The sequence below is a fragment of the Paractinoplanes durhamensis genome (genome assembly GCF_016862175.1).
Taxonomy (GTDB): domain Bacteria; phylum Actinomycetota; class Actinomycetes; order Mycobacteriales; family Micromonosporaceae; genus Actinoplanes; species Actinoplanes durhamensis.
The window spans coordinates 1-24,878 of record NZ_BOML01000014.1 but is presented as its reverse complement, the minus strand read 5'-3'; the positions used below and the strand labels follow the sequence as shown (position 1 = coordinate 24,878).

At 71.8% G+C, this 24,878-nt stretch carries 23 protein-coding genes; 12 read left to right on the top strand and 11 right to left on the bottom strand.

From position 1 onward, the window contains the following. Window positions 1–32: 32 nt before the first annotated feature. From Adu01nite_RS08625 to Adu01nite_RS08610, 4 genes are read left to right on the top strand one after another with little or no spacing between them, the layout of a single operon-like run. Entirely contained in the window at window positions 33–542 is a 510-nt protein-coding gene (locus Adu01nite_RS08625) for a pyridoxamine 5'-phosphate oxidase family protein (RefSeq protein WP_203726028.1), read from the top strand. After that, window positions 539–1,177: an SRPBCC family protein gene (locus Adu01nite_RS08620; protein WP_203726027.1), complete on the top strand. Its 639-nt coding sequence runs from the start codon at window positions 539–541 to the stop codon at window positions 1,175–1,177. Before Adu01nite_RS08625 ends, Adu01nite_RS08620 begins: the two co-directional genes overlap by 4 nt. A gap of 38 nt (window positions 1,178–1,215) precedes the next feature. After that, window positions 1,216–2,301: an Acg family FMN-binding oxidoreductase gene (locus Adu01nite_RS08615; RefSeq protein ID WP_203726026.1), complete on the top strand. Its 1,086-nt coding sequence runs from the start codon at window positions 1,216–1,218 to the stop codon at window positions 2,299–2,301. 5 nt (window positions 2,302–2,306) lie between these two features. After that, a complete protein-coding gene (locus tag Adu01nite_RS08610) occupies window positions 2,307–2,906 on the top strand; it encodes a CBS domain-containing protein (protein ID WP_203726025.1) in 600 nt (199 codons plus the stop codon). On the opposite strand, the gene Adu01nite_RS08605 is transcribed toward Adu01nite_RS08610, so the two are convergent. Continuing rightward, on the bottom strand, window positions 2,893–3,669 hold the full coding sequence (locus Adu01nite_RS08605; RefSeq protein WP_203726024.1) for a universal stress protein: 777 nt from the start codon (window positions 3,667–3,669) through the stop codon (window positions 2,893–2,895). The genes Adu01nite_RS08610 and Adu01nite_RS08605 overlap by 14 nt on opposite strands. Window positions 3,670–3,785: 116 nt before the next feature. Between Adu01nite_RS08605 and Adu01nite_RS08600 the strand changes: the two genes are divergently transcribed. Both Adu01nite_RS08600 and Adu01nite_RS08595 read left to right on the top strand, forming a co-directional pair. Further along, window positions 3,786–4,085: a hypothetical protein gene (locus Adu01nite_RS08600; RefSeq protein ID WP_203726023.1), complete on the top strand. Its 300-nt coding sequence runs from the start codon at window positions 3,786–3,788 to the stop codon at window positions 4,083–4,085. A gap of 69 nt (window positions 4,086–4,154) precedes the next feature. Continuing rightward, the gene (locus Adu01nite_RS08595; RefSeq protein WP_203726022.1) at window positions 4,155–5,072 is read left to right on the top strand and encodes a universal stress protein; all 918 of its coding nucleotides are present in this window, start codon (window positions 4,155–4,157) and stop codon (window positions 5,070–5,072) included. 50 nt (window positions 5,073–5,122) lie between these two features. Here Adu01nite_RS08595 and Adu01nite_RS08590 read toward each other — a convergent pair whose 3' ends face one another. Continuing rightward, entirely contained in the window at window positions 5,123–6,100 is a 978-nt protein-coding gene (locus Adu01nite_RS08590) for an Acg family FMN-binding oxidoreductase (RefSeq protein ID WP_239132240.1), read from the bottom strand. 28 nt (window positions 6,101–6,128) lie between these two features. Further along, a complete protein-coding gene (gene adhP, locus Adu01nite_RS08585; protein ID WP_203726021.1) occupies window positions 6,129–7,139 on the bottom strand; it encodes an alcohol dehydrogenase AdhP in 1,011 nt (336 codons plus the stop codon). A gap of 218 nt (window positions 7,140–7,357) precedes the next feature. Between adhP and Adu01nite_RS08580 the strand changes: the two genes are divergently transcribed. Further along, on the top strand, window positions 7,358–8,851 hold the full coding sequence (locus tag Adu01nite_RS08580) for an arabinofuranosidase catalytic domain-containing protein (protein WP_203726020.1): 1,494 nt from the start codon (window positions 7,358–7,360) through the stop codon (window positions 8,849–8,851). 40 nt (window positions 8,852–8,891) lie between these two features. Here the strand turns inward: Adu01nite_RS08580 and Adu01nite_RS08575 are convergent, their stop codons facing one another. Next, window positions 8,892–10,328, bottom strand: coding sequence for an MFS transporter (locus tag Adu01nite_RS08575; RefSeq protein ID WP_239132239.1), 1,437 nt, complete (start codon window positions 10,326–10,328; stop codon window positions 8,892–8,894). 69 nt (window positions 10,329–10,397) lie between these two features. On the opposite strand from Adu01nite_RS08575, the gene Adu01nite_RS08570 reads away from it, so the two are divergent. After that, window positions 10,398–11,012 carry a TetR/AcrR family transcriptional regulator gene (locus Adu01nite_RS08570; protein WP_203726019.1) on the top strand — a complete coding sequence of 205 codons (615 nt, stop codon included), beginning with the start codon at window positions 10,398–10,400 and terminating at the stop codon, window positions 11,010–11,012. A gap of 6 nt (window positions 11,013–11,018) precedes the next feature. Here Adu01nite_RS08570 and Adu01nite_RS08565 read toward each other — a convergent pair whose 3' ends face one another. The 3 genes from Adu01nite_RS08565 to Adu01nite_RS08555 form a co-directional block, all read right to left on the bottom strand. Next, window positions 11,019–11,981 carry a S8 family peptidase gene (locus Adu01nite_RS08565; RefSeq protein WP_379136162.1) on the bottom strand — a complete coding sequence of 321 codons (963 nt, stop codon included), beginning with the start codon at window positions 11,979–11,981 and terminating at the stop codon, window positions 11,019–11,021. A gap of 329 nt (window positions 11,982–12,310) precedes the next feature. Then, the gene (locus Adu01nite_RS08560) at window positions 12,311–13,108 is read right to left on the bottom strand and encodes an SAM-dependent methyltransferase (RefSeq protein ID WP_203726017.1); all 798 of its coding nucleotides are present in this window, start codon (window positions 13,106–13,108) and stop codon (window positions 12,311–12,313) included. Window positions 13,109–13,171: 63 nt separating this feature from the next. Further along, the gene (locus Adu01nite_RS08555) at window positions 13,172–13,951 is read right to left on the bottom strand and encodes an LLM class F420-dependent oxidoreductase (protein ID WP_203726016.1); all 780 of its coding nucleotides are present in this window, start codon (window positions 13,949–13,951) and stop codon (window positions 13,172–13,174) included. Between the two features lie 365 nt (window positions 13,952–14,316). On the opposite strand from Adu01nite_RS08555, the gene Adu01nite_RS08550 reads away from it, so the two are divergent. Beyond that, window positions 14,317–15,570, top strand: a complete 1,254-nt coding sequence (locus Adu01nite_RS08550; RefSeq protein ID WP_203726015.1) for a hypothetical protein — start codon at window positions 14,317–14,319, stop codon at window positions 15,568–15,570. Here the strand turns inward: Adu01nite_RS08550 and Adu01nite_RS08545 are convergent. From Adu01nite_RS08545 to Adu01nite_RS08530, 4 genes are all read right to left on the bottom strand, one after another. Then, a complete protein-coding gene (locus Adu01nite_RS08545; RefSeq protein WP_203726014.1) occupies window positions 15,524–16,939 on the bottom strand; it encodes an alkaline phosphatase PhoX in 1,416 nt (471 codons plus the stop codon). The two genes, Adu01nite_RS08550 and Adu01nite_RS08545, sit on opposite strands and share 47 nt — an antisense overlap. A gap of 63 nt (window positions 16,940–17,002) precedes the next feature. Then, complete coding sequence (locus Adu01nite_RS08540) at window positions 17,003–17,146, bottom strand: hypothetical protein (RefSeq protein ID WP_203726013.1); 144 nt, start codon at window positions 17,144–17,146, stop codon at window positions 17,003–17,005. 323 nt (window positions 17,147–17,469) lie between these two features. Then, window positions 17,470–18,144, bottom strand: coding sequence for a DUF4386 family protein (locus Adu01nite_RS08535; protein ID WP_203726012.1), 675 nt, complete (start codon window positions 18,142–18,144; stop codon window positions 17,470–17,472). Then, window positions 18,141–18,383 carry a hypothetical protein gene (locus Adu01nite_RS08530; RefSeq protein WP_203726011.1) on the bottom strand — a complete coding sequence of 81 codons (243 nt, stop codon included), beginning with the start codon at window positions 18,381–18,383 and terminating at the stop codon, window positions 18,141–18,143. Before Adu01nite_RS08530 ends, Adu01nite_RS08535 begins: the two co-directional genes overlap by 4 nt. Before the next feature lie 18 nt (window positions 18,384–18,401). Between Adu01nite_RS08530 and Adu01nite_RS08525 the strand changes: the two genes are divergently transcribed. The 3 genes from Adu01nite_RS08525 (at window position 18,402) to Adu01nite_RS08515 (ending at window position 24,577) form a co-directional block, all read left to right on the top strand. Next, the gene (locus Adu01nite_RS08525) at window positions 18,402–21,299 is read left to right on the top strand and encodes an ATP-binding protein (RefSeq protein WP_203726010.1); all 2,898 of its coding nucleotides are present in this window, start codon (window positions 18,402–18,404) and stop codon (window positions 21,297–21,299) included. A 369-nt stretch (window positions 21,300–21,668) separates the two neighbouring features. Next, window positions 21,669–22,703 carry a DUF3500 domain-containing protein gene (locus Adu01nite_RS08520; RefSeq protein ID WP_203726009.1) on the top strand — a complete coding sequence of 345 codons (1,035 nt, stop codon included), beginning with the start codon at window positions 21,669–21,671 and terminating at the stop codon, window positions 22,701–22,703. After that, the gene (locus Adu01nite_RS08515; protein ID WP_203726008.1) at window positions 22,700–24,577 is read left to right on the top strand and encodes a HoxN/HupN/NixA family nickel/cobalt transporter; all 1,878 of its coding nucleotides are present in this window, start codon (window positions 22,700–22,702) and stop codon (window positions 24,575–24,577) included. The genes Adu01nite_RS08520 and Adu01nite_RS08515 overlap by 4 nt, the downstream gene beginning before the upstream one ends. The last annotated feature ends 301 nt before the right edge of the window (window positions 24,578–24,878 follow it).

Genomic DNA, 24,878 nt, shown 5'->3' with positions numbered 1-24,878 from the left:
GGCGGTGGTTTCTGTGGGCGGAGAGGGCGACCATGTCGAACTCCAGCCATCCGGCCGGCCGTGGTGTGGTGCGGCAACTGACCGTCGAGGAAGTCTGGCACGCGCTGTCGCACGCGTCGTTCGCCGTGCTCAGCCACGTCACGCCGGGCGGTGAGCCACGGTCCAGCGGCGTCGTCTACACGATGTCCGGCGGGCGGATGTACGTGGTGGTCGCCAAGGACAGCTGGAAGGCACGGCACATCGCCGCCAACGGTTCGGTGGCGGTGACCGTGCCGATCCGGCGGGGCGGTGTCATGTCGCTGCTGGTGCACATCCCGCCGGCCACGGTGAGTTTTCCCGCGGTCGCAGCCGTGCATCCGGGCAGCGCGCTGGCCGATCGGCCGGAGCTGGCCCGCCTCGCTCCGCCGGAGCGGCGCGCCGAGTTCGCGGTCGTGGAGATCACGCCGGCCGGCCACTTCGTGACGTACGGCGTCGGCATCCCGCTGCTGCGGATGCGCGACCAGGCGGCGTCCCGGGCCCGCGTGCCGTTGGTGCGGTCATGAAGCCCGCGGCCTGGCAGGCCATCGGCGGGGCTGTCTTGGCAGCCGCGGTGGCATGTTCCCCACCGGCTCGGCGGCGCTATCTGACCTACGGCGCCACCGCCGAGGAAGCCGCCCGCGATCTGCCCGGCGACGAGCTGATGCCCGCGCCCGCCCTGCTCTCCACCCGGGCCGTGACGATCACGGCCGCGCCCGCGACGGTCTGGCCCTGGCTGGTGCAGATGGGCAGCGGGCGGGCCGGCGCCTACTCGTACGACTGGATCGAGAACCTTCGTGGGCTCGACATGCACAGTGCCGACGACATCCTGCCCGAATATCAGCACCTGGCGGTCGGGGACGTTCTGCCGGTCGGGCAGGCGGTGCCGGGCATGCGGGTGGAGCTCTGTGACCCGGAGCGGGCACTGGTGTTTCGCTCGACTGCCGGTGACTGGGTCTGGAGTCTTCACCTGAGCAGCTACTGGCTGGGCACGCGGCTTCTCAGCCGGAACCGGATCGCGATGCCGGACGGCTGGCTGCGGCGTACCGCAAATCGGGTCGTCATGGAACCGGGCAGCCTCGTCATGGAGCGGCGGATGCTGCTGGGCATCAAGTCACGGGCCGAATGGAACGCACCGGGGGCGGATTCACTTCTCGTGTGACACGCATCCTGGAAGACCGTCAATGGACAGGAGTAGCGATGACCAGGTCAGTGGACCTCTTTCAGCCTGGCGACGGGCCCGAAGTCCCAGCTGCGACGATCGGCGACGGCCGCGGCCGCCCGGGCTACGTCGACGAAGGTTCCATCGTTCGGCCGTCCCGGCAGGTGCTTGCCGACTGCGTCCGGGCGGCGACCTTGGCGCCCTCGCTGCACAACAGCCAGCCCTGGCGGTTCCGGATCGACGAGCCCGTCACCGACGTGTACGCCGACCAGGTGCGCCGCCTGCAGGTCATCGATCCGATGGGCCGGGAGCAGCTGATCAGCGTCGGCGCCGCGGTGTTCACGCTGCGGCTCGCGATCCGGCAGGCCGGCTACCGCAGTGAGCTGGCGCTGTTCCCGGAGCCGGGGCGGCCCGATCTGGTCGCGCGGGTGACGGCGGCTCAGCCGGCCTCGTCGAATCCGGCGGTGGAGGCGCTCTTCGCGGCGATCCCGCATCGGCACACGAACCGGTGGCCGTTCGCGCAGACCGCGATTCCGGCCGACGCCCTCGGGCACCTCGCCGAAGCCGCACGCCGGGAAGGGGCGACCCTGACCGTGGCCGGGGCGACCGCCCGGGACGCGATTCTGGGGCTGGCCCAGGAGGCGGACCGGCGGCTGCACGAGCTGCCCGGATATCAACAGGAGCTGGCCCGCTGGACCGGGGCGGTGCGCGGCGACGGTGTGCCGTCCCGGGCGGCCGGGCCGTGGGACGCGCTGGAGTCGATGCCGGTGCGCGATTTCGGGGAGTTGTCGGGGATGCCGCGGCGGAGCGAGAAGTTCGAGCCGTACCCGACGCTGCTGGTTCTTGCCACGCACAGTGACGAACCGGCCGACTGGGTGCGCGCCGGGCAGGCGCTCCAGCGGGCGCTGCTGACCGCCACCTGGCTCAACCTGGCCACCACCCCGATCAGCCAACCGGTCGAGGTTCCCGCGGTCCGGCAGGTGCTTGCCGCCCCGGAGGCCGGCCGCTTCGCGCAGATGGTGCTGCGAGTCGGATACGGGCGCCGGGTCGCGGCCGCGTCTCCTCGTCGCGCGCTCTCCGAAGTACTCGGTCCGGCTCCTCGCCCGCAGACGCAGCCGAGGTGACGGCCATGCGCGTGCGGGACATCATGAGCAGTCCGGTGCACACCGTGACGCAGACCGCGTCGGTGGACAGCGCCGCCCAGCTGATCACCGTGAAGGCGGTGACGGCGCTGCCGGTCCTGGACGCCGGCGGCGCCCTGGTCGGTATGGTCAGCGAGAGCGATCTGCTGTGGCACCGGGTGCCGGTCGATCCGACCGCGCACATCCGGCGGCGCCCGGAGGCCGACCCGGCCGACCGGCCGGGCCTGGTCGTCGAGGTCATGTCGCTCGACCCGATCACCACCCGGCCGGACGCCGACGTCGCCGACGTGGCCGAGACGATGCTGGCGCACGATGTGCGCAGTATGCCGGTGGTCGAGGACGGCGCGGTGGTCGGCATCGTCAGCCGCCGCGACATCCTCCGGGCCATGGTGCGCGGCGACGGGGTGCTGACCGCCGAGGTGCAGCACCGGCTCGATGAGTACGCCGGCAACCGCCGGCGCTGGACGGCCGTGGCCGAGGCGGGTGTCGTGCAGGTCAGCGGGGTCTTCGAGGACGACACCGAGCAGGGGATAGTGCTGGTGCTGGCCCGGACGGTGCCCGGTGTCGTGGCCGTCAAGATCGGCTGAGGTGGTCCCGGACGATCTGGACCGGGCAGTCCGCGTGGTGCAGCAGTTGCAGGCCGACCGAGCCGAGCAGGGTGCCGGCGATCGTGCCGTGCCCGCGCGAGCCGACTATGACCAGCTCGGCGTTGTGCGAGCCACTGACCAGCGCTTCAGCGGCAGCCGTCGTCGTCCGCACCGTCTCGACCCGGACTTCGGGATATTTGGTGCGCCATGGCGTCAGCACGTCGTCGGGACCGGCCCCGCCCGAACGCAGCACGATCAGTCCGCCGCCGCGCCGGGCGGCGGCGTCGAAGGCGGCGTCGAGGACCTCACCGGCGGCCGGCGAGTCGTCCACGCCGGCGATGACCGGGCCGTCCGGGGTCTCCCGGCCGCGCACGACGACGACCGGGCACGGCGCGTGGGTGGCCATCCGGTGGCTCACCGAGCCGAGCATCAGGCCGGCGAAGCCGCCGCGGCCCCGGTTTCCCACCACCAGCAGCTCCGCGTCCCGGGCCGCATCGAGGAGCTGGGGGACGGCGTGCCCGATGGTGGTGGCGGACGTGACCGGGAGGCCCGGGGCGGTGGTGCGGGCGAGGTCCTCGGCCGCGGTGGTGACCGCCTCGGCGAGGGAATGGGCCATGTCGACGAAGTCGGGATAGCCGCGCCAGTCCCAGTCGAAGGCGTACACGATCCGCAGGCCGGTGTCCCGGCGCCGGGCCTCGGCGGCGGCCCATTCGACCGCCGCCATGCTCTGCCCGGTGCCGTCCGTGCCGACGAGGATGGTCATGTCTTCGAGCATGGAACGCGGCCGGCCGGGTCGGTCAGGGCGGCAGGTCCTGCCTGGGCGGGACGGAAGTCCCTGCCGTTCGTGGCGCGCAGTGACAAGCATGACGGTGGGAGGCGATGAGGATGTTTTTCCTGATCATTTTCAGCGCGATCGTGATCACGGTGCTGGCGATAAGCGCGTGGACCTGGCCGGAGCTGGCCCAGGAGGCGCAGGACGCCAAGAAGGAGCCGAAGCCGGAGGCGGATGCGAAGTCGAAGTCAGAACCGGAAGCGGCCCCGCCGAGCCTGGAGGGCGTTCTGGTCACCCAGTTGATGGCCGGGCAGATCAGCGCCGGGCAGTACCGCCGCGCCGTCGAAGGGCTCGCCGCCCGTGACGACGACCGGCACCCCATGGCTGTCCCGCCGGAAAACGCGTAGGACCAAAGGCCCGGCCCGACCGGTCCATGGGCGGTGCCGGGCCGCACCGTACGCGCCTAGCGTTCGGGTATGGGTAGCGAAGCAGTCCGGCCCGTGGTGGTCGGTGTCGACGGTTCCCGCAGCACGCCCGCCACGGTGGACCTGGCCGTCGCGGAAGCGATCCGGCATCGGGCGCCGCTCCGGATAGTGCACGTGTGGCCGGGCCGGTACACGGGGGTCTTCAAGGGCCGCACCGCGGTGCCGACCCCGGCCGACGCGAAACGGTTGCTGGAGGTGACCGCCCGCCGGGCGGAACTGGCCGCACCGGATCTGCCGATCACCACCGAGCTCCGCGAGGGCGGCGCCGCGAACGTCCTGGCCCAGTGCTCGGAAGAGGCGGAGCTGCTGGTGGTCGGGCACCGGGACAACCCGTTCACCCGGCCCAGCTGGGGCTCCACCGCCGCCTACCTCGCCCACCACAGCGCCTCGCCGCTGCTGGTCAACCGGGGCGTCGCGCACGACGGCCCGGTCGTTGTCGCTTCATCGGCCCGGCGGTCCGGTTCCGCCACCCTGGGGTACGCGTTCACCGAGGCCGCCCTCCGCGGCTCCCGCCTGGTGGCCGTGCACATGTGGGCCCGCCCCGGCGGCGCCGACGGCGCCGTCCCGGTGGTCCGGGCCGGCGGTTACGCGGCCGAGCGCGGCGAGGCCGCCCATCGGTTGCGGGAGGCCCTGGAGCGGTGGTCCGGCCAGTTCCCGGACGTCCCGGTCGAGCAGCTCCTGGTGTCCGATCTGGATCTTCCCTACACGATCGAGCGGGCCTCGGTGCGCAGCCGGCTGCTGGTCGCCGGCATCGGCGAGACCGGCCGCTTCTCCGAGCTGCTCTACGGCTCGGTCGGCCCGGTCCCGGTCGGCCTGCGTTCATCGACCTGCCCGGCGCTGCTGGTCCCGGCGGGCTGGCCGGTCCACCCCGATGGCGGGCACGCCCGGGTCGGTGCCCGCTTCTCCTGAACGAAAGGCGGCCCGGCGTAAGCCGGGCCGCCTCTCTATGGGCAAGAACGTCAGATGAGTACGTCGTCGACGGCGCGCCGCCGCGTCGGGTGCCCGGGCGTGCCGTAACCGAAACGGATCACGATCTGCGGCTGCCCGGTGCGGCCGAGCGCCCGGCGCAGCATCTCGCACGCCGCCGGCACCTCGATCGGCTGGCTGATCATCGAGGTGTCCAGCCCGGCCGCGGTCGCGGTGAGCAGCACCTTCTGCATGGCGACACCGGCCGCGGTCTGGTCGACCGGCCGGTCACCGGGCACCCCGAGGACGCCGATCAGCGGCTCCGGCTCGTAGTCGTGCCCGGGGGTGCGCCGCCGGTCGGCGAACAGCCGCTGCGGCAGCACGTCCTGCGGTTCGGCGAACGGCGCACCGGCGGTGACCGGAACCCCGTCCGGTGCCGTGTCGGCGTGCGTCCACCCGGCCAGTTCGGCCTGGTAGCGCTCGTCGCGCCGGAGAACCCGGTCGGCGCTCTGCGCGATCTCGCTGAACGCGGCGATGGCGGTCGTGCCGACCAGCAGGTCGAGCCAGGCCCCTTCGAGCCGGGCCGCCTCGATGAGGGCGGCCCGCACCGCGGTCGGGACCGGCGCCGGCCAGAACGGCCCGCGGTTGCTGTAGCGGCGGCCGATCGCTCCGTGCAGCTCCGCCTCGCCCGGGGTGGCCGGCCGGGCGCGGCCCGGCATGAGCCGGGCCACCAGGTTCCGGTCGGCCGGGTCGGGATGCAGCGCGACCAGGGCGTGCTGCCCGGCCGCGGCGAGCGCGAGCCGGGCATTGAGGGCGGCCGCGCCGCAGGCGATCCGGGCCGCCCAGCCACCCCGGCCGGTGGCGAGCCGCCGGGCCGGGTCGACGCGGACCTCGACGGCGCCGTCGCGCAGCCCGAACAGCCAGGGCTGGATATTGTGCATGGACGGCGCCTGGATACCGGCCTCGGCCGCTAACCGCAGGGCGGCTTCGCCGTACGCCGAGCCGATCATGATGGTTGTCGGGCAGTGCATGGCGAAGCCTTCCTGAGGCCGGAACGAGCTAGGGCAGGAGCACCAACCGGGCCGCGACCCGGCCGGCCAGGACGTCCTCGATGGACTCGTTGACCTGTTCGAGGCGGCGGGTCTCGTAGATGACCCGGGTGCGGCCGGCCGCGTGCAGCCGGAACACCTCGGCCAGGTCGGCGCGGGTGCCGACGATCGAGCCGATCACCCGGATGCCCTTGAGCACGGTCTGGAAGATCGGCAGCGACATCGCGTTGTCGGCGGGCAGCGACACCAGCACCAGGCGGCCGCCGCGGCGCAGCGACGCGTGCGCCTGCTCGAGCACCCTCGGGTGGGCGGCCAGCACCACGGCCACGTCGGCGCCGCCGAGCTTCTCGATCTCGGCGACCGGGTCGCTGGTGGCCGCGTTGACCACGTGCGCCGCGCCCAGCTCCTTGGCCAGGGCCAGCTTCTCCTCGGTCACGTCGACCGCGACGGTCTCGCCGCCGAAGATCTGCGCGTACTGCTGGGCCAGGTGCCCGAGCCCGCCGATGCCGAAGATCGCCACCCGGTCGCCGGGGGCCACCCCACCGACCTTGACGGCCTTGTAGGTGGTGACGCCGGCGCAGGTCAGCGGGGCCGCGGCGGCCGGTTCGATGCCGTCCGGCACGGCCACGGCGTAGCGGGCGTCGGCGACCACGTACTCGGCGTGCCCGCCGTCGATCGAGTAGCCGGTGTTCTGCTGCGCCTCGCAGAGCGTCTCCCAGCCGGAGACGCAGTACTCGCAGGCGCCGCAAGCCGTGCCGAGCCACGGGATGGCGACCCGGTCGCCGACCCGGTGCGCGGTAACACCCGGGCCGACCCGGGACACGATGCCGACGCCCTCGTGGCCGGGAATGAACGGCGGATTCGGCTTGACCGGCCATTCGCCGCGGGCGGCATGGATGTCGGTGTGGCAGAGGCCGCTCGCCTCGATGCGTACCTGAATCTGGTTCTCGCCGGGCTCGGGGATGGGCACCTCCTTGACCACGAGAGGTGCGGTGAAGCTGGTGACGACGGCTGCACGCATGGCGTGACCCCTTTCTGCGCTGCGTACAGCGTCTGCCGGGGTGATTGCGCGCGGGCAGGGCCGTTGGACCGTCAACGGGCGGCGGAAGCCCCTCCGGCGGGCACCTATTGACAAGTGTGAAACTGCCGGGCAATGTCTTGTTAACGTTCACATCCGGGTGACTCCCCAGCAGCGGCCAGCCGATCTGGCGCTGTTCGCCTGCACCCGAAAGGCACCCCATGCGCTTGAAATCCCCCTCCTGGCGCAAGGCGCTCGCAGTCGGCGCCGCCACCGTCCTCGCCGCCGTGGCCTTCTTCGCCGCGACCGGCACCGCCAGTGCCGCCGGCACCGGCCCCTGCGACATCTACGCCAGCGGCGGCACCCCCTGCGTCGCCGCGCACAGCACCACCCGGGCCCTGTTCGGCGCCTACTCTGGCTCGCTCTACCAGGTGAAACGCTGGTCGGACAGTGCGACCACGAACATCGGCGTGCTCAGCGCCGGCGGCTACGCCAACGCGGCCACCCAGGACTCGTTCTGCTCCGGCACGTACTGCACGATCGTCAAGATCTACGACCAGACGACCCGGCACAACGACCTGACGATCGCGCCCGGCGGCGGCGCCAACCCGACCGCCGACCAGGGCTCGAACGCGGCGGCGCTGCCGGTCACCGCGGGCGGGCACAAGGTGTACGGCGTGTACATCTCGGCCGGCAACGGCTACCGCAACAACGCGACCAACGGCATCGCCACCGGCAGCTCGCCCGAGGGCCTCTACATGGTCACCGAGGGCACGCACGTCAACAACCGCTGCTGCTTCGACTACGGCAACGCCGAGACCAGCAACAACGACACCGGCAACGGTGACATGGACGCCATCTACTTCGGCACCCTGTGCTGGTTCACGCCGTGTGCCAACACCTCTACCCCGAAGGTGATGGCCGACCTGGAGAACGGCCTGTTCGCCGGCGGGAACGGCTCGAACACCGCGAACACCGGCCGCAACAGCGCCTTCGTCACCGCGGTCGTGAAGAACAACGGCACGTCGACGTACGCCATCAAGGACGGCAACGCCCAGTCGGGCAGCCTCGCCACCCGCTACAACGGTGCCCTGCCCACCCAGTCGGGCTACAACCCGATGACCAAGCAGGGCGCGATCATCCTCGGCATCGGCGGCGACAACAGCAACGGCTCGGTCGGCTCGTTCTTCGAGGGCGTGATGACCAGCGGTTACCCGACCGACGCCACCGAGAACTCGGTGCAGGCCAACATCGTGGCGGTCGGCTACTCCAAGAGCGTCACCTTCCCGGTGAGCGGCTCGACGTACCGGCTGACCAACCTGCAGAGCGGCAAGCTGCTCGACGCGGTCAACTGCGGCACCGCCGACGGTACCGCGATCGACCAGTGGCAGAACCTCAGCAACTCCTGCCAGCAGTGGAAGTTCACCAACGTCGGCGCCAACAAGTGGACGATCACCAACGCCAACGCGAACAAGGTGCTCGACGCGGTCAACTGCGGCCTGGCGCTCGGGACGGCGGTCGACCTGTGGTCGTCGCTGGGCAACCTGTGCCAGCAGTGGGCGGTCATTCCGGCCGGCAACGGCCGCTACGAGCTGGTCGTGGAGAACAGCGGCATGGTCCTGGACAACCAGAACTGCGGCACCGCCAACGGCACCAAGGCGCAGCTGTGGATGTGGCTGAACAACACCTGCCAGTTGTGGTCCTTCTCGTCCTGACCGGTAGCCGAGGGTCCGCCCGGTCGCCCGGGCGGGCCCGCTATCCGGCCAGGGCGTGGTCCTCGGCTGCGCTGCGGGTGCGGTGGAAGCCCCAGGCGACCAGGGCGCCGGCCACCGCGGCCAGGGCGAGGGCGGAGACGGTGACCGCCAGCTGGAACTGGGCGGTCTGGTGGGCGCTCCACTCCGGGGTGGTCAGGGTGCCGGTGACCAGGGTGGCCAGGACGGTGCCGGTGGCGGCGATGCTGACGCCGGTGGCGACCTCGGAGGCGGTGTCGACCAGGGCCGCGCCGATCGAGGTGCGGTTCTCCGGCAGGCCGCGCATCACGTTGGTGCCGGCGACCACGCCGTTGACCCGGATGCCGGCCGCGACCAGGACGAGGGCGACCGCGATCCAGACGTAGCCGAAGCGGTGCAGCAGGCCGTAGACGGTCAGCCCGGCCACCACCGAGGACGCGCTGAGCCAAGCGGCACGGTCGAGGCCGGCCCACGCGACGAACCGGTTGACGAACGGGCCGCCGGCGATCAGGACGATGACCTGCGGGAGCATGCCGGCCGCGGCGAGCGCCGGGGACCAGCCCCAGTCGAGCTGCAGCTCCAGGGTCACCAGGTAGCCCATGCCGGCGATGGCCAGGCCGGTGGCGATCTTGTAGGCCAGGCCGCTGGCGACCAGCGGGCGGGCGATGAGCTTCAGGTCGAGGAGCGGGTAGCGGGCCGAGCGCTCGCGCAGCACGAACAGGACGGCGGCCGCGACGGCCGCGGCGGTGGCCGCCCACGGCGCCCACGAGCCGGTGCCCTCGTTCACGAACAGGGTGGGGGCGACCAGGGCGAGCACGATCGTCGTCGTGCCGAGCAGCGCGCCGGCGATGTCGATCGGGTCGCGGTGCAGATCGGCCGGGTCGTCGGCGGCGATGCCGGAGCGCACCCCGAGGAACGCGAGCACCGCGATCGGCACGTTGACCAGCAGCAGGACCTGCCAGGGGGCGACCGCGAGCACGAAACCGCCGGTCGTCGGCCCGATCGCGAGCCCGATCAGGCCGACCGTGGAGATCAGGTTGATCGCGCGCAGGCGCAGGCCGTCCGCCGCGAACAGCCGGAAGGCGAGCGCGATCGACCCGGGCGTGGTCATCGCGGCGGCGACGCCCATCAGCGCCCGGACCGCGATCAGCTGCTCGGCGGTGGTGACGAACGCGGTGGCCATGCTGGCCGCGCCGAGCAGCACCAGGCCGATCAGCATGATCCGGCGGCGGCCGACCCGGTCGGCGAGGGTGCCGAACGCCAGCATCAGGCCGCCGAACACCACCGAGTACGCCCCGGTCACCCACTGCAGGGCGACCGTCGAGGCGTGCAGCTCACGGCCGATGGTGGGCAGCGCGACGTTGAGGATCGAGTTGTCGAGCATCTCGAACAGGAACACGGCCGACAGGCCGGCGAGGGCCATCCAGGCCTCGCGCAGCGATCGGGGTTGCGGAGTCGTCATGGGCACAAGCTTAGAGTGCACTCTAGAAATTGCGCCAGCTATAAAAATGTGGCGGGATAGACTCCGGGAATGGCTCAACCCGGACTTCGTGACCTGAAGAAGGCGCGCACGCGGCGCCTGATCGCCGAGACCGCGGCCCGGCTGTTCGCCGAGCGGGGCTACGAGCAGGTGGCGGTCAGCGAGATCGCGCGCGCGGCGGAGGTGGCCGAGCAGACGCTCTACAACTACTTCCCGACCAAGGAACAGCTGGTCACCGACCGGGAGCAGCAGATACAGGAGCAGCTGGGCGAGCTGATCCGCACCCGGCCGGCCGGGCTGAGCCCGGCCGAGGCGATCCGCGACTTCGTGCTGGAGACGGTGTCGGCGATCCGCGACATGCCGGCCGAGAACGCCCGCGGCAACCTCGGCTACCTGGCCGCGATCAGCCCGGCGGTCAACCGGCTCGCCCTGGACATGACCGACCGGCTGGCCACCGCCCTGGCCGCCGCGATCGCCGACACCACCCCGGTCGCCCCGGAGATCGCCCGCCTGCAGGGCATCGCGCTGGCCGGCGTCTTCCAGATCGTCATCCGCGAGTCCGGCCGGCGCACCAAGGCGGGGCAGAGCCCGGCGGAGATCTCCGCCGGGCTCTACCCCGAGATCGAGCACGTGCTCAGCGAGCTGGATCGCTGGCTGAGCAGCTGACGCCGGTCAGCTCGACAGGGTCGCCGTGTAGAGCAGGCGGTTCGGCGAGCCGCTGCCCGCGCTGGTCACCACGCCGGTGGTGGCCGCGTTGACGATCGCCGCGTTCACCGTGGTCACCGACGCACCCGGGTGGGCGGCGAGGTAGAGCGCGGCGGCGCCGGCCACGTGCGGCGAGGAGAACGAGGTGCCACTTCCGGTGTACGTCGCGGTGTTGCTGGTCCGCCAGTCCGAGGTGATCGAGACGCCCGGGGCGAACAGGTCCAGCACCGAACCGTAGTTGGACCAGGAGGCCTTGGCGTCGGTGCTGCTGGTCGCGCCGACCGTCAGCGCCTCGGTGACCCGGGCCGGGGAGCTGGTGCTCGCGTTGACCCCGGAGTTGCCGGCCGCGATCGCGTAGGGGATGCCGGCCGTGATCGACCGGCGCACCGCGGCGTCGAGGGTGGTGCTGGTGCCCCCGCCGAGGCTGAGGTTGGCGACCGAGTAGCCGGCCCGCGCGTTGGCGGTGACCCAGTCGATGCCGGCGATCACCCCGGCGGTGGTGCCGGAACCGTTGTTGTCGAGCACCCGCACGCCGACGATGTTCGCGCTCTTGGCGACGCCGTACGTGCTGCCGGCCGCGACCCCGGCCACGAACGTGCCGTGCCCGTTGCCGTCCTGCGCCACGTTGTCGCCGTCGACCGCGTCGTAGCCGTAACCGGCCCGCCCGCCGAAGTCCTGGTGGGTGACGGTGATGCCGGTGTCCACCACGTAGACGGTGACGCCGCTGCTCGGCCCGTACGTGTAGGTGTCGCTCAGCGGCAGGGCGCGCTGGTCGGACCGGTCCAGGCCCCACGGCGCGGAGCTCTGGGTGTCGGCGATCCGGACGGTCTGGTCGGCCTCGACGCCGGCCACCGACGGGTCGGCGGCGAGCCGGGCCGCCTGCCGTGCGGTCAGCCGGGCGGCGTAGCCCTCGACGGCGTGCCCGAACACCCGGGTGACGCTGCCGCCGTAGTGCCGGGTGAGCTGGTCGGCGCGGGGGAGCGCGCCGTCCTTGAGCACCACCAGGTAGCTGCCGGCGACGGCGTCCGGGCTGCCGGCGTGCAGGACGGTGCCGGTCGGGTCGGCGGCGAAGGCCGGTGCCGAGACGGTGAGGGCGAGGGCCGCACCGGCGGCAACCGCGGCGGCGAGAGGGGAGCGCATGGGTCCTCCAGGGGTGTCTGCCGACGTCGTATTGACGTCTGCAAATGAACCTAGGAGGCGATGTTTGATTGACGGTCAACTATCCATCAGGGACCTGTGAGCAGATTGCTACGGGAGTTTTATCCCGGCTTGCGGGCGGTCGCAGTCCAGATGTTGATGTCCGAGCGGGCCGGGATCTCCGCGCCCGGCTCCGGCCGCCACTCGCTGGCCGGGGTGACACCCGGCTCGACCAGCTCCAGGCCGTCGAAGAGATCGGTGAACTCGTCCTTCGGGCGGGTCCACACGTCGGACTTGCCCTCCTCGATCAGCTGCTGGTAGAGCCGCTGCTGCTCGGGGGTGCCGAAATCCGAGGTGGCGTGGGTGGCGACCAGGAAACTGCCCGGCGGCAGCGCGGCCATCAGCTCCTGGACGATCGGCTTGGCGGCGCCGTTCCCGTGCACGAAGTGCAGCACCGCGATCAGCATCAGGCCGACCGGCCGGGTCAGGTCGAGGGTCTGACCGACGACCGGATCGGCCAGGATGGACGCCGGATCATGGAGATCGGCTTCGATGTACGCCGTACGTCCCGCATCGCTGCTGGTGAGCAACGCTCGCGCGTGGACCATCACCATCGGATCGTTGTCGACGTAGACGACCCGCGACTCCGGGGCGATGCGCTGCGCGACCTCGTGGGTGTTGTCGGCGGTCGGCAGGCCGGTGCCGATGTCGAGGAACTGCCGGATGCCGGCCTCGCCCGCGAGGAACGTGGTGGCCCGGCGCAGCAGCGCACGGTTGGCGAGCGCGCCCAGCCGAACCTTGGGGAACAATGCCTCGAGCTGGTCGCCGGACTCCCGGTCGGCCGCGAAGTTGTCCTTGCCGCCGAGCCAGTAGTTGTACCGCCGGGCCGGGTGCGCCACCGTCGTGTCGAGTTCGTCCACGGCGTGATCATAGTCATCGAAACACCGATGCCCCCGGCCGCGGGGCCGGGGGCATCGTCGAGGTCAGCCGTTGACCTGGTCGCGCCAGGCGACCCAATCACGAAGTTCACTGAAGTCGTAGTCCGGGCCGCCGGTGCCGACGGTGAACATGGTGACGCCCAGATCCAGCAGCGCCTGGCCCTTGTCGGCCGGCTTGCCGCCGACGCCGGCCGAGATCTCGATCTCCGACGGGTCGCGGCCCACGGTGGCGCAGTGCTCGCGGAGGATGCCGGTCTTGCGCTCGACCGTCTCGGCGTCGCCGAAGCTGTGCCAGATGTCGGCGTGCTTGGCCACCAGCTTCAGCGTCTTCTTCTCGCCGCCCCCGCCGATCAGCGTGGGGATCTTGCGGGTCGGCGCCGGGTTGAGCTTCGACAGCCGCGACTCGATCCGCGGAAGGTCCTCGGCCAGCTTGTCGAGGCGCCCACCGGCGGTGCCGAACTCGTACCCGTACTCGTCGTAGTCCTTCTCGAACCAGCCGGAGCCGATGCCGAGGATGAGCCGGCCGCCGCCGATGTGGTCGACGGTGCGGGCCATGTCGGCGAGCAACTCCGGGTTGCGGTAGCTGTTGCAGGTGACCAGGGCGCCGATCTCGGCCCGGGTGGTCTGCTCGGCCCAGGCGGCGAGCATCGTCCAGCACTCGAAGTGCAGGCCGTCCGGCTCGCCGTAGAGCGGATAGAAGTGGTCCCAGTTGAACAGGATGTCCGCACCGATGTCCTCCGCCTCGGCGGCGGCACGGCGGATGGTCGCGTAGTCGGCGTGCTGCGGCTGGATCTGCACACCGATCCGGACAGGCCTCGAAGTCATGATCTACAGCCTAGTTCGGCGGTCCGGGCTCGCGCGGTCGGTTGGGCGGGTCGCCCTTTCGGTAATCGATAAGGCGGTTGCCTGTCGAATAGGAGTCGCGCCGATCAATTGTCTCTGATTCGTACTGCCAATGGCTAGGAGATGCTAGATCGGTCGGCTACCGAATTCCTTCCGGCGCGCGGTTGGCGTCAAGTTGACCTGGAAGTAGTTTGATCAACACGCTTTGTTGCGCCATTCCGGAAAGGTATCCCGAATGCGCGAGATCAACTATCCGTGTCAGACTCCCGTCGGGGACTGATAATGGGGAGGTCTTGCGTGCGCAAGTGGGGGAAAATAGTAATTCTTGCTGCCGGTCGGGGGAGCTAGTGGACCGCGTCGATGGGTTGATCATCACGGCGCTGCCGGAAGAGCTGGAAGCGGCCCGCCGGGCCGGCAACGGGGTCCGTGAGTGGCGGGAGTGCGACTCCGGGGCCCGGATGCCCTACCTGATCGGGCAGCTCGCGGCCGAGGCGGGTGGCACGCTCACGATCGCGCTCGCCCGGCCGGCCCGGATGGGGGGCACCGCCCTCGCCCCGGTCCTGACCTCGCTGATCAGCAAGCTGAACCCGATCTGCGTGGCGATGTGCGGCGTGTGCGCGGGCCGCCCGGGCGACGCGGTTCTCGGTGACGTGATCGTGGCGCAGCGCGCCTACCAGTACGACGAGGGCAAGTGGAACGGTGCCGAGTTCTGGGGCGACCACGACAAGTTCCGGCTGACCGGTGCCTGGCTGCGGGCCGCCCAGGACTTCCGGCCGGAGGGGCTGCCCAGCTACGGGCGGGCCTCGGCCGGGCAGGCCGGGGTCTGGTTCATGGAACGGCTGTATCGCGGCGAGGATCCGCGCCGGCATCCGGCGTTCGATCGCTACTTTTCGCGGGACGACTGGCCGGGCGGGGTCGCCGGGCTGGTCGCGGACGGCCTGGTCGCGCCGGACGGTGCCGGGTGGGTGCTCACCGAGGCGGGCTGGCGGCACATCGCCCGGCTGCGGGCCGAGGACGTGCACGGGCCGGCGACTCTCCCGTTCAAGGTGCTAGCCGGGGCGATGGCCAGCGGCAGCGCGGTCGTCGAGTGGGACGGGATCTGGGACGAACTGCGGCGGATGGGCGAACGCAAGATCGTCGGGATGGAGATGGAGGCGGCCACCGTGGCGGCGGCGGCCGACGAGCTCGGCGTGCCGCACTGGCTGGTCGCCAAGGGCGTGATGGATCACGCGGGGGCCGATCGGGACGACCGGTTCAAGGAGTTCGCCGCCCGGGCCTCGGCCGAAGTGCTCTTCGCGCTTCTCGGTCGTCTGCTGCCGGCCAGGCCGCCGGAGCGCCCCGCCGGGAAGCTTCCCGGGGCGGTGCGGCTCGACGTCGTCCACCGGCTCGTCGACGACTGGGTGAAGCTGGCCGACCTGGCCGAGGTACCCCGGTACGACCGGGCCCGCTTCCCGGCCGGCGACGAGCCGCGGCGGGTGCTCGACTGGCTGGAGGAGCGCGGCCGGCTCGCCGAGCTGCCGGAGCTGCTCGACAAGATCGACCGGCCCGACCTCGCTACCCTGACCGGCCGATATCTGCCGGGGACTGCCACCGGCCGGTGATCACGCAGGTCACGCCCGGGTACTGCACGTTGATGAACAGGTGCTCGCCGTCGGGGGTGAAGGCGGCGCCGGCCAGCTCGCTCGCGCCGGTCGGGCCCGGTGACGGGAAGTCCTCCGGGCTCCAGAAGTGCAGGTCGAGCGGGGCGATCACCTTGGCCAGGTTGGCGATCGTGCCGGACGGGGTGAGGATGCGCAGCCAGTTGTCGCCGCCGTCCTCGTCCTCGCCGTCGCCGTCCTCGGCCAGCAGCAGCGTGCCGTCGGGGGCGACGGCGACGGTGTCCGGCTGGTTCAGGGTGCGCGGGTTGGGGGACTCGAAGAGCAGCTTCAGCTTGCCGGTGTCGTGGCCGGTCGGCACGTACCGCCAGACCTGGCCGTTCTCGCCGTCGCCGGCCTCGCTCGCCACGAACGTCACGCCGCCGTCGGCCCAGGCCGAGCCCTCCAGGCCGAGGAACCGGCAGCCACCCTTGGCCCGGCCCTGGGAGTAGACCGAGCCGGGGTTGTCCTCGGCATCCGTCGGGTCGGGCTCGTCGATGTCGACCCAGTGCGCGTCGAGGACCTCGCCGACCCGCTGGCCGGTCGCGGTGTCGTACTCCTTCTCGCCGGTGATCGCCAGCATCTGCAGCTTGCCGCCGGCCGCCAGCTGCCCGGGGCGGCGCGGGACGAACCGGTAGAAGCCGTCGCCGGGGTCGCCGTTGTCCTCGGTCATGTAGACGATGCCGGTCTTCGGGTCGACCGGGGCGGTCTCGTGCTCGAAACGGCCCATCGCCGTCAGCGGGACCGGCTGGACCGGGCCGCCGGCGGCGGCGGGGATCTCGAAGACGTACCCGTGCGGTTTCTCGAAGCCGGCGCCGGTGCCCTCGGTGGTCTCCTCGCAGGACAGCCATGAACCCCAGGGGGTGGCGGCGCCGCCGCAGTTGGAGAGGGTTCCGTTGAGGGCCAGGAAGCTCTCCAGCAGGCGGCCCGAGCCGAGGTCGTACAGCGACGAGGTGACCCCGGCCGGGCCCGTACGGTCGTAGGCGTTGGTGCTGCTCAGGGCGCGGCGCGCGATGCCGGGGGTGTCGCTGTCGATCTCGTGGTTGCGGATCACCCGGACCCGGCCGTGGCCGACCGGGAAGACCGCCTGGCCGTCGTGGCAACCCGGAGTCGGCAGGCCGTCGCTCATCCGGCTGCCGGCCGCCCCGAAGGTCCGATAGGTGAACCCGGCGGGCAGGGCCAGCTCCTTGCCGGCCGCCTTCAGGGGGCCGTAGCCATCGCGAAAAGAGCCGCCGGAACGACCCACGGCGCCGGCGGGGACGGCCAGGACACCACTGGCCAGAGCGCCGCCGACGAGGCCGCCGGCGGCGAGAACGTCACGTCTCTTCAAAGTCATGGTCGTCAGGCTCGACCCGATCCGGTTCACGGCGCCGCGCTCGCGGGGTGAACATTCAACGGTTCACCGGTAACCGGCAAGGGTCTCGGCCAGCGCTTGCGGGAGCGGCGTCGCCCGTACCCCAAGCTTCTCGTTGATCTTGTTGCTCGCCACCAGGAACGGCTCCTCGAACAGGTAGCGCATCTCGGCCAGCTCCGGCATGGCCATCCGGATCAGCAGGCCGGCACCTGCCGCACCCGGGCCTTCTCCCGGCCGGCCAGCCGGAACGCGATCGCGGCGAGCTCACCAGGCGTGCGCCGGTCGCCCGGGCGGCGGCGAGCACGCCCGCCTGCAACCCCGGGAACTCCTGGGTCCAGCGGTCGTAGGCCGGGTTGAGGGTCTGGTAAACCACGGCTGCGCCGCGGGCAACCCGTGCGGTGAAGGCTTGGTCGCTGGCGTCGCCGCCGATTACTTTGACCCCTTGGGGTACGGGTGCCGCACCCGACCGGTTGACCACGGTGACCTGTTCGGGTGCCGCTCGGTGCAGGCGGTCATGCTGCCGCTCCCGCCCGGACAGCCGGCGTGGAGGTGGCCGGGGTTCGGCGGAAGAGCAGGAGCGCGGCGAAGGCGAGCAGCCACACGCTGAACAGGACGTACCCGATGAAGTTGAGGAAGTCGACGCCGGGGACGCCGAGCGGGGAGGCGACGCCGGTGGCGATCAGGATCGCCGAGACCCCGCCCAGGGCCGGGAACCACCAGCCGGTGAACGCGCGGCCGAGGGCGGCCAGGACGAGCAGCGTCCAGGCGGCGGTCAGTGCGTAGCCGAACGTCTCGCCGATCAGGGTGCCGAGCACGTGGTGCGCGGTTTCGAAGGCGTCCCGGTCGCCGCGGTCGGCGTACCCGGGAACCAGGATTGCCCAGCGGGACAGGCCCACCACCTGCACCACCGCGGCCGCGATGCCGACCGGAACAGCGATCCGCATCGGCCGGTTCGCCGACAGCCGGCCGACGCCGAGGGCGATCGGGGCGAACAGCGCGGCCGAGGCGGCGAGCACGATGAACCAGGTGACGACCGCGCTCTCGTTGGCGATGAACGAGGTCAGGATGGTGTCGGTCGGCTCCTTGAGGATGTCGGGGTAATGGAAGACGCTGCCCAGGGCGGTGAAGGCGACGTTCGTCAGGACGGCGGCGGTGATCAGCAGGGCGGCGGTCAGCTTGCGGTTCATCGAAATTCCTTTCCGGGGGTACGGGCACAGCCCGCGATGCGGGAGACGAGGTCGTTGTCGGGGTGGTCGGCGAGGTGTTCGCGGGCGAGCACGTCGACCCGGTCGAGGTCGCCGGCCAGGAACGCGTCGGCGATCGCGACCGTCTGCCTGGCCCGCGGCGTCACTGCCTCGGATCGGGCCCTGCTGAGCAGCCGCAACGCGGTTTCCACCAGGGCGGCGGGGTCGTTTTCCTCGGTCATGGGGGCACTCTCGCCGCGATGGCTGACGCGCGGCTGACGCTGCCGACCTACGCTGCGTCAGTGCTGACGGTTGCGCTGCTGGGACCCCTTTCGGTGCGCCGTGGCGGCGTTCCGCTGGCCGTGCCGGGCGGGAAGACCACCGAGGTGCTGATCCGGCTCGCCCTGGAGGCCGGGCGGCCGGTGCGCGCCGCCGTGCTCATCGACGACCTGTGGGACGGCGCGGCCACCCCGAACGCGTTGCAGGCCAAGGTGTCCAAGCTGCGCCGGGTGCTCGGCGACCCGGACCTGGTGAGCGGCGACGCGCTCGGCTACACGCTGCACGTCGACCCGGCGGCGGTGGATGCCCTGGAGGCGTTGCGGCAGGCCGGACTGGCCCGGCCGTCGTCGGCGGATCTCTTCCGGGGCGACGAGATCCTGCCGGATGCCGGCGACGGCGCCTGGCTCGGGCCGTGGCGGGCGCGGCTCGCCGACGCCCGGCTGCGGCTCGCCGAGGCACACCTCGCCGCCCGGCTCGACGGCGGCGCGGCGGGGGAGCTGGTCGGGGAGCTGTCGGCGCTGGTCGAGGCCCACCCGCTGCGCGAAGGGCTGTGGCGGCTGCTGATCACCGCCCTCTATCGGGACGGGCGGCAGGGCGACGCCCTCGACGCGTACCGGCGGGCCCGGGCCGGCCTGGCCGCGGAGCTGGGCGTCGATCCCGGCCCGGAGCTGCGCGAACTCGAACGGCGCATCCTCGTGCAGGACGCCGCCCTCGCCCCGGTCACCGGCAACCTGCCGGCGCTGACCGCCTCGCTCGTCGGCCGCGACGCCGACCTGGCCGCGGTGGGTGAACTGCTGTCGGCCGGCCGGCTCGTCACCGTCGTCGGGCCGGCCGGGGTCGGCAAGACCCGGCTCGCGATCGAGGTCGCCCGGGAGCCCGGTGGGTGGCTGGTCCGGCTCGAATCGGCCGGGTCGCTGTGGCCGACCGCGGGGGAGGCGTTCGGGATGGCCGAGGCGACCCCGGCCATGGTCCTCGACCGGCTGCGCGGGCTGCACGCCCTGGTGGTGCTGGACAACTGCGAACACCTGGTCGACGAGCTCGGGCCGGTGGTGCAACGCATCCTGGCCGCCGCGCCCGGGGTCACCCTGCTCGCGACCAGTCAGGTTCCGCTGGGGCTGGACGGCGAGATGACGTACACCCTGGAACCCTTGCCCTTCCCCGCCGCCGCCACCCTCTTCCGGCAGCGGGCGGGGCGGCATCGCCGCATCGCCGCCGACGAGGACGTCACCGACGTGATCCGCAGGCTGGACGGGCTGCCGCTCGCCATCGAGCTCGCCGCGGCCCGGACGAAAGCGCTGTCGGTGCCGGAGATCGCGCGGCGGCTCGACGACCGGTTCACCGTGCTGCGCGATCCGCACGGGCGGCGGCCGGCCCGGCAGCGCACCCTGCACGCGGCGATCGGCTGGAGCTACGAGCTGCTGTTCCCGGACGATCAGCGCGGGCTGTGGGCGCTGTCGGTCTTCGCCGGGGGTGCGCCGCTGGACGCGGCCGAGCAGGTCATGGGCGCGCTCGACGTGCCACCGGCCGCGGCTCTCGACGTGTTCGACCGCCTGGTGGATCGGTCGCTGGCGTTCGCCGACGTCACCGGCGGTGTCCGTTACCGGCTGCTGGACAGCGTCCGTGCCTTCGGGCGGGAACGCCTCGGCGAAGCCGGTCTGACCGACGTCGCCGCGGCGGCGCACGCCCACTGGTACGGCGAAGCGGCCGTGCGTGCCGCCGCCGGCCTGCGGGGTGCCGCTCAGGCCGAGCATCTGGCGTTCGCGCGTAGCTCGCGGGCCGACATCGACGCGGCCCTGGCCTGGGCACAGGACCATGACCCGCTGCTGGCGCTGCGGATCGTCAACGGGCTCGGCTGGGCATGGATCTTCCTCGGCGCGGGCCGGGACGCCGCGGCCCGGAGCCGATCGGTCCTCGCGTCGGCGGGTTCTCTTGCCGCGGACCACGACCGGGCCGACGCTCTGCTGTTCGCCGGGTGGTTCGAGGCCTCCGGTGGGGACCTCGACCGGGCCTTTGCCGACGTGGCCGCCGCCCGGGCCGTCGCGCCGCTGCCCCGGACTCTCCTCTTTCAGGCCTTCCTGCACAGTCAGCAAGGACGGCCGGTCGAGGCGCTCGCTGCGCTGGCCGAGTTCCGGTCGGTCGCCGACGGGTGGGAGGCCGGTGCCGCCCGGCTCCTCGAAGCTTGGGCGCTCACCGCGCTCGGTGAGGTCGGGCGGGCCGGGGCCGCCTGCACCGAAGCCCTTGCTCTGCTTACCCCGCTCGGGGACGCCTGGGCCCTCGCGCACGCCGAGGCGCTGCTGGGCGGGCTGGCCCAGGCCTCGCATCAGTACGACGTCGCCGTCGCACATCTTTCCCGGGCCGCGGACGCCGCCCACCGGCTGGGATTCGCCGCCGCCGAGGCGCTTCATTTGGCGAACCTGGGGCGGGCGCAGCAGCAGAGCGGGGCGATGGCGGCGGCACTCGACACCCTCGACCGGGCGGCTGTCACCGCGCAGACGGTGGGGGAGTTGCGCGGGGCCGCGTTCGCCCGGACCCGGCGGGCCCGGGTGCTGCGGGCGCTCGGTCGCCTCGACGAGTGCCGGGCCGAGCTGCGGCTGGCCCGGCACTGGTACGCGACGGCCGGTGGTGGGGACGGTGATCTTCTCTCCGCTCAGATGGTCGCCTCGCTCGACGACGACCTGGTGGCGCTGTCGGAGGTCCTCACGGCCGCCCGGGCTGCCGGTGATCATGAGGTGGAGTTGCTCGCCCTGGACGCACTGGTTCGCGTCCACGCCGCCGCGGGCGACGCCTCGACGGCTGAGGCCCGGGCCGCGGAGGCCGAAATGGTGCTTCCCGCCGTCGCCCATCTGGTGTCTCCGGCGGACCGCGAACCGCCACGCTGAATTGGCGCGCAAAGCGTCGGCAAAATTGTCAATAATCTGGTCGCCGGAAGCGGGGTCGTGGGCATGCGTGCAGGTCGCGACCCGCTCAATCGTTTACCGTTCAATTTTGGTGCATTCTTCGGTCCATTTCATGTGGGCCGCTGCCGACGCGTACACAATAGTTTTCCGTGCAATTCTTCTTTTGCCTTTTCTGGTGTGTATCCGCAGGTCAGCACAGCTCGTGCACAGGAAACATCCCGGCGGGTTATGTAGTCGGCGCTATGCACATCGGCACTTGCGTGGGCGGCCGAATGGAATATTGTCGGTCACATTCACCCCCATGAATCTCTGGGGTGGAATCCATCCTCATGCACCGGAAAGGCTGTCCACGTGCGAACGAGATCCGCTCTCATCGCCGCCGGGGTGACCCTCGCGCTCGTTGCCGGGGGCGCGACCGCCGGCGCCTCCTACGCCGCTACCCCCGCCGCCGCGGTCGCCGACACGACCCCCGCCATCGTCGCCGCCACCAACGCGTTCCTCGCCACCCTCACCACCGCGCAGAAGACGTCCGTGCAGTTCGCCTGGACCAACACCACCCAGAAGAAGCGCTGGTCCAACCTGCCGCAGGGGCTCTACACCCGGGCCGGCCTGATGTGGGGCAACCTCACCACCGCGCAGCAGAACGCGTGGCTCGCGGTCATGCAGGTCACCCTCAGCCCTGAGGGCTACACCCGGGTCCGGCAGGAGTGGGCGGCCGACGACCAGCTCGCCAGCGGCGGCGGCCTGCAGTACGGCCAGCAGTACTACTGGATCGCGCTCATCGGCACCCCCTCGGCGACCACCCCCTGGCAGTGGCAGTGGGGTGGCCACCACGTCACCGTCAACGCCACCGTTTCCGGCAGCTCGGTCGCGCTCTACCCCAGCTTCATCGGGGCGCAGCCGGCGTCCTACACCAGCAGCGGCGCCACGGTGAAGCCGCTCGGCGACATCTGGACCTCGGCGTACGCCCTGCTCAGCTCGTTGACCACGGCGCAGAAGTCGGCCGCGGTGCTCGGCAGCACCTACATCGATCTGCTCTACGGTCCGGGTCAGGACAGCCGGGCGCCCGCCTTTGAGGGCATTCCCGGCTCGTCGCTCACTGCCGCCCAGAAGACGGCGCTGCTCACCCTGATCAGCAAATACGGCAACCTGGCCAACGCCGAGGACGCCGCGTCCCGCCTGACGGAGATCTCGGCAACCCTCGACCAGACCTATTTCGCCTGGTACGGGCCGACCACCAACGCCGGCAACGCCTACTTCCGGGTCACCGGCCCGCGGGTGATCATCGAGTACTCGCCGCAGGCGATGGGTGGCACCGCCGCCAACCACATCCACGGCATCTACCGCGACCCGCAGAACGACTACGGGGCAGCGATCACCGGATGACGCTCACGGCCCCGGGCCGTCCGTGGAGGGCGCCAGTCCTGCTCCTGGCGCCCTTCGCGGCGACGGCCCTCACCCTGCTGCTGTCCGGCGCTCCCGCGTGGGCGCTCCCGCTCGACACCTCCCGCCAGACCTCTTCCGTGACCGTCTCGGCGCGAGCGCATCGGCTCGACACCTCCCGCCAGACCTCCAACGTCACTGTCTCGGCGTTGGCGCATCCGCTCGACGTGTCCCGGCAGGCCTCCGGCGTCATTGTCTCGGCGCGGGCGCATCGGCTCGGTGTCTCCCGGCAGGCCTCCAACGTCATCGTTTCGGCGTTGGCGCATCGGCTCGACGTGTCCCGGCAGGCCTCCTACGTGACCGTCTCGGCGTTGGCGCATCCGCTCGATATCTCCCGGCAGACCTCGTATGTCACCGTCGCGGCCGACGCCGTGACCGTCGAGGTCGACCTGGCGGCCGGCGTCCTGGTCGCACCCGACTTCATCGCCGCTCTCGACTCCGACGGGGACAAGAATTTCAGCGAGACCGAGGGCCGGGCGTACGCCACTGCGATGCTCGCGCAGCTGACCCTGCGGGTGGACGACGTCGCGGTGCCGCTCACGCTGTCGTCGGTGGAGTTGCCCACGTTCGTGCAGACCCGGGCCGGCTACGGCATCCTGCACGTCACCGCCTCGGCCCCGCTGGCTTCGGCGGCCGGCGACCACCGGCTGTTCTACCGCAACGACTTCACCCCGTTGAAGCCGCAGTTCGAGTCGGCCGTCCTGACCCCGAAGAAGTCGACGATCACGGTCGGCGTGCAACACCGCGACGAGGACCAGCGGCAGGTGGAGACGGTGTTCACCGTGCACGGCGACACGGCACCGGTCGCCTCGGCCCCCGCGGCCGCCGACGACGGCTGGGGCGTCGAGCGCCTGCTGTCGATGCTGGCGGACCCGTCCCGCTCGGTCTGGCTGACGGTCGGCGCGCTCGGGCTCGCCATGCTGCTGGGTGCCTTCCACGCGCTGACTCCCGGCCACGGCAAGACCATGATGGCGGCCTACCTGGTCGGCAGCGGCGGCCGGCTGCGGGACGCCCTCGCCCTGGGTGCCTCGGTGACGGTCACGCACACGTCGTCGGTGCTGGCGATCGGCGCGGTAGCGCTGCTGGCAAGCCGTTTCGCCCTGCCGGACGTGCTGGTCCCGGCCTTGGAGTTGATCTCCGGCGCCTTGGTCCTGGCCCTGGGCTTGCGCCTGCTGTGGCAGCGCCGCGCAGCCCTCCCATGGATGCCCGCCACCCACCACAACCACAGTCACGACCACGCCCACCCGCACGCCCACAGCGCCGACCACGGCCGCAGCGCCGCAACTGATCGCAGCGTCGGCACTGACCACAGGCATGACCACGGCCACGGCTTTGACCGCGGCGCCGACCATGACCGCGACGCCGGGACTGATCGCAGCGCCGGCACTGACCACAGGTATGACCAGGACCATGGCCTTGACCACATGCATGACCACGGCCACGGCACTGACCACAGGCATGACCACGGCCACGGCATTGACCACGGCCTGGCGGCCCGGCGGGCGGGTCTCGGCGCCGTCGTGGCGCTCGGCATCTCCGGCGGCCTGGTGCCCTGCCCGGAAGCCCTCGGCGTGATGATCCTGGCGGTCGGCCTCGGCCACATCGCCGTCGGCATGCTCCTGATCGTCTCGTTCAGCCTGGGCCTGGCCGCGGTCCTGATCGGCATCGGCATCCTGCTGGTCCGAGCCCGCAGCTTCGCCTCCCGCACCGGCCGCCTCCCCACCCGATGGGCGACCTGCCTGCCGCCGATCAGCGCTGCGGTGGTGGTCCTCCTCGGCGCCGGCCTGATCGTCCGCACCTTGAGCGGCAGTTCGTGACGGCGCCGGGGCCAGGCCAAGAAAGGTCGCGCGGCTCGTCCGGCCATTGGCCTGGTGCCGGGCAATGGCACCAGGCCAGCCGGTACCTGGCACCGCGGGTCAAGCTGGCACCGCGGGCTAGCTGTGCCTCTCCGGGCCGAGCTGGCACTGCGGGCCGAGCTTGGCACCACGGGCCGTGCTGGCACTCTGGGCGAGCTGTGCCCCTATGGGCCGAGCTTGGCACTGCGAGCCAAGCTGGCACCCCGGGTCAGGCTGGCACCCTGGGTCAGGCTGGCACCCTGGGTCAGGCTGGCACCCTGGG

What these genes read in the sequence shown, in the direction of transcription:
- Adu01nite_RS08625 (WP_203726028.1), top strand. Translation starts at nt 33, where the DNA reads ATGTCGAACTCCAGCCATCCGGCCGGCCGTGGTGTGGTGCGGCAACTG.
- Adu01nite_RS08620 (WP_203726027.1), top strand. Translation starts at nt 539, where the DNA reads ATGAAGCCCGCGGCCTGGCAGGCCATCGGCGGGGCTGTCTTGGCAGCC.
- Adu01nite_RS08615 (WP_203726026.1), top strand. Translation starts at nt 1,216, where the DNA reads ATGACCAGGTCAGTGGACCTCTTTCAGCCTGGCGACGGGCCCGAAGTC.
- Adu01nite_RS08610 (WP_203726025.1), top strand. Translation starts at nt 2,307, where the DNA reads ATGCGCGTGCGGGACATCATGAGCAGTCCGGTGCACACCGTGACGCAG.
- Adu01nite_RS08605 (WP_203726024.1), bottom strand. Translation starts at nt 3,669, where the DNA reads ATGACCATCCTCGTCGGCACGGACGGCACCGGGCAGAGCATGGCGGCG.
- Adu01nite_RS08600 (WP_203726023.1), top strand. Translation starts at nt 3,786, where the DNA reads ATGAGGATGTTTTTCCTGATCATTTTCAGCGCGATCGTGATCACGGTG.
- Adu01nite_RS08595 (WP_203726022.1), top strand. Translation starts at nt 4,155, where the DNA reads ATGGGTAGCGAAGCAGTCCGGCCCGTGGTGGTCGGTGTCGACGGTTCC.
- Adu01nite_RS08590 (WP_239132240.1), bottom strand. Translation starts at nt 6,100, where the DNA reads ATGCACTGCCCGACAACCATCATGATCGGCTCGGCGTACGGCGAAGCC.
- adhP (WP_203726021.1), bottom strand. Translation starts at nt 7,139, where the DNA reads ATGCGTGCAGCCGTCGTCACCAGCTTCACCGCACCTCTCGTGGTCAAG.
- Adu01nite_RS08580 (WP_203726020.1), top strand. Translation starts at nt 7,358, where the DNA reads ATGCGCTTGAAATCCCCCTCCTGGCGCAAGGCGCTCGCAGTCGGCGCC.
- Adu01nite_RS08575 (WP_239132239.1), bottom strand. Translation starts at nt 10,328, where the DNA reads ATGACGACTCCGCAACCCCGATCGCTGCGCGAGGCCTGGATGGCCCTC.
- Adu01nite_RS08570 (WP_203726019.1), top strand. Translation starts at nt 10,398, where the DNA reads ATGGCTCAACCCGGACTTCGTGACCTGAAGAAGGCGCGCACGCGGCGC.
- Adu01nite_RS08555 (WP_203726016.1), bottom strand. Translation starts at nt 13,951, where the DNA reads ATGACTTCGAGGCCTGTCCGGATCGGTGTGCAGATCCAGCCGCAGCAC.
- Adu01nite_RS08545 (WP_203726014.1), bottom strand. Translation starts at nt 16,939, where the DNA reads ATGACTTTGAAGAGACGTGACGTTCTCGCCGCCGGCGGCCTCGTCGGC.
- Adu01nite_RS08540 (WP_203726013.1), bottom strand. Translation starts at nt 17,146, where the DNA reads ATGGCCATGCCGGAGCTGGCCGAGATGCGCTACCTGTTCGAGGAGCCG.
- Adu01nite_RS08535 (WP_203726012.1), bottom strand. Translation starts at nt 18,144, where the DNA reads ATGAACCGCAAGCTGACCGCCGCCCTGCTGATCACCGCCGCCGTCCTG.
- Adu01nite_RS08530 (WP_203726011.1), bottom strand. Translation starts at nt 18,383, where the DNA reads ATGACCGAGGAAAACGACCCCGCCGCCCTGGTGGAAACCGCGTTGCGG.
- Adu01nite_RS08525 (WP_203726010.1), top strand. Translation starts at nt 18,402, where the DNA reads ATGGCTGACGCGCGGCTGACGCTGCCGACCTACGCTGCGTCAGTGCTG.
- Adu01nite_RS08515 (WP_203726008.1), top strand. Translation starts at nt 22,700, where the DNA reads ATGACGCTCACGGCCCCGGGCCGTCCGTGGAGGGCGCCAGTCCTGCTC.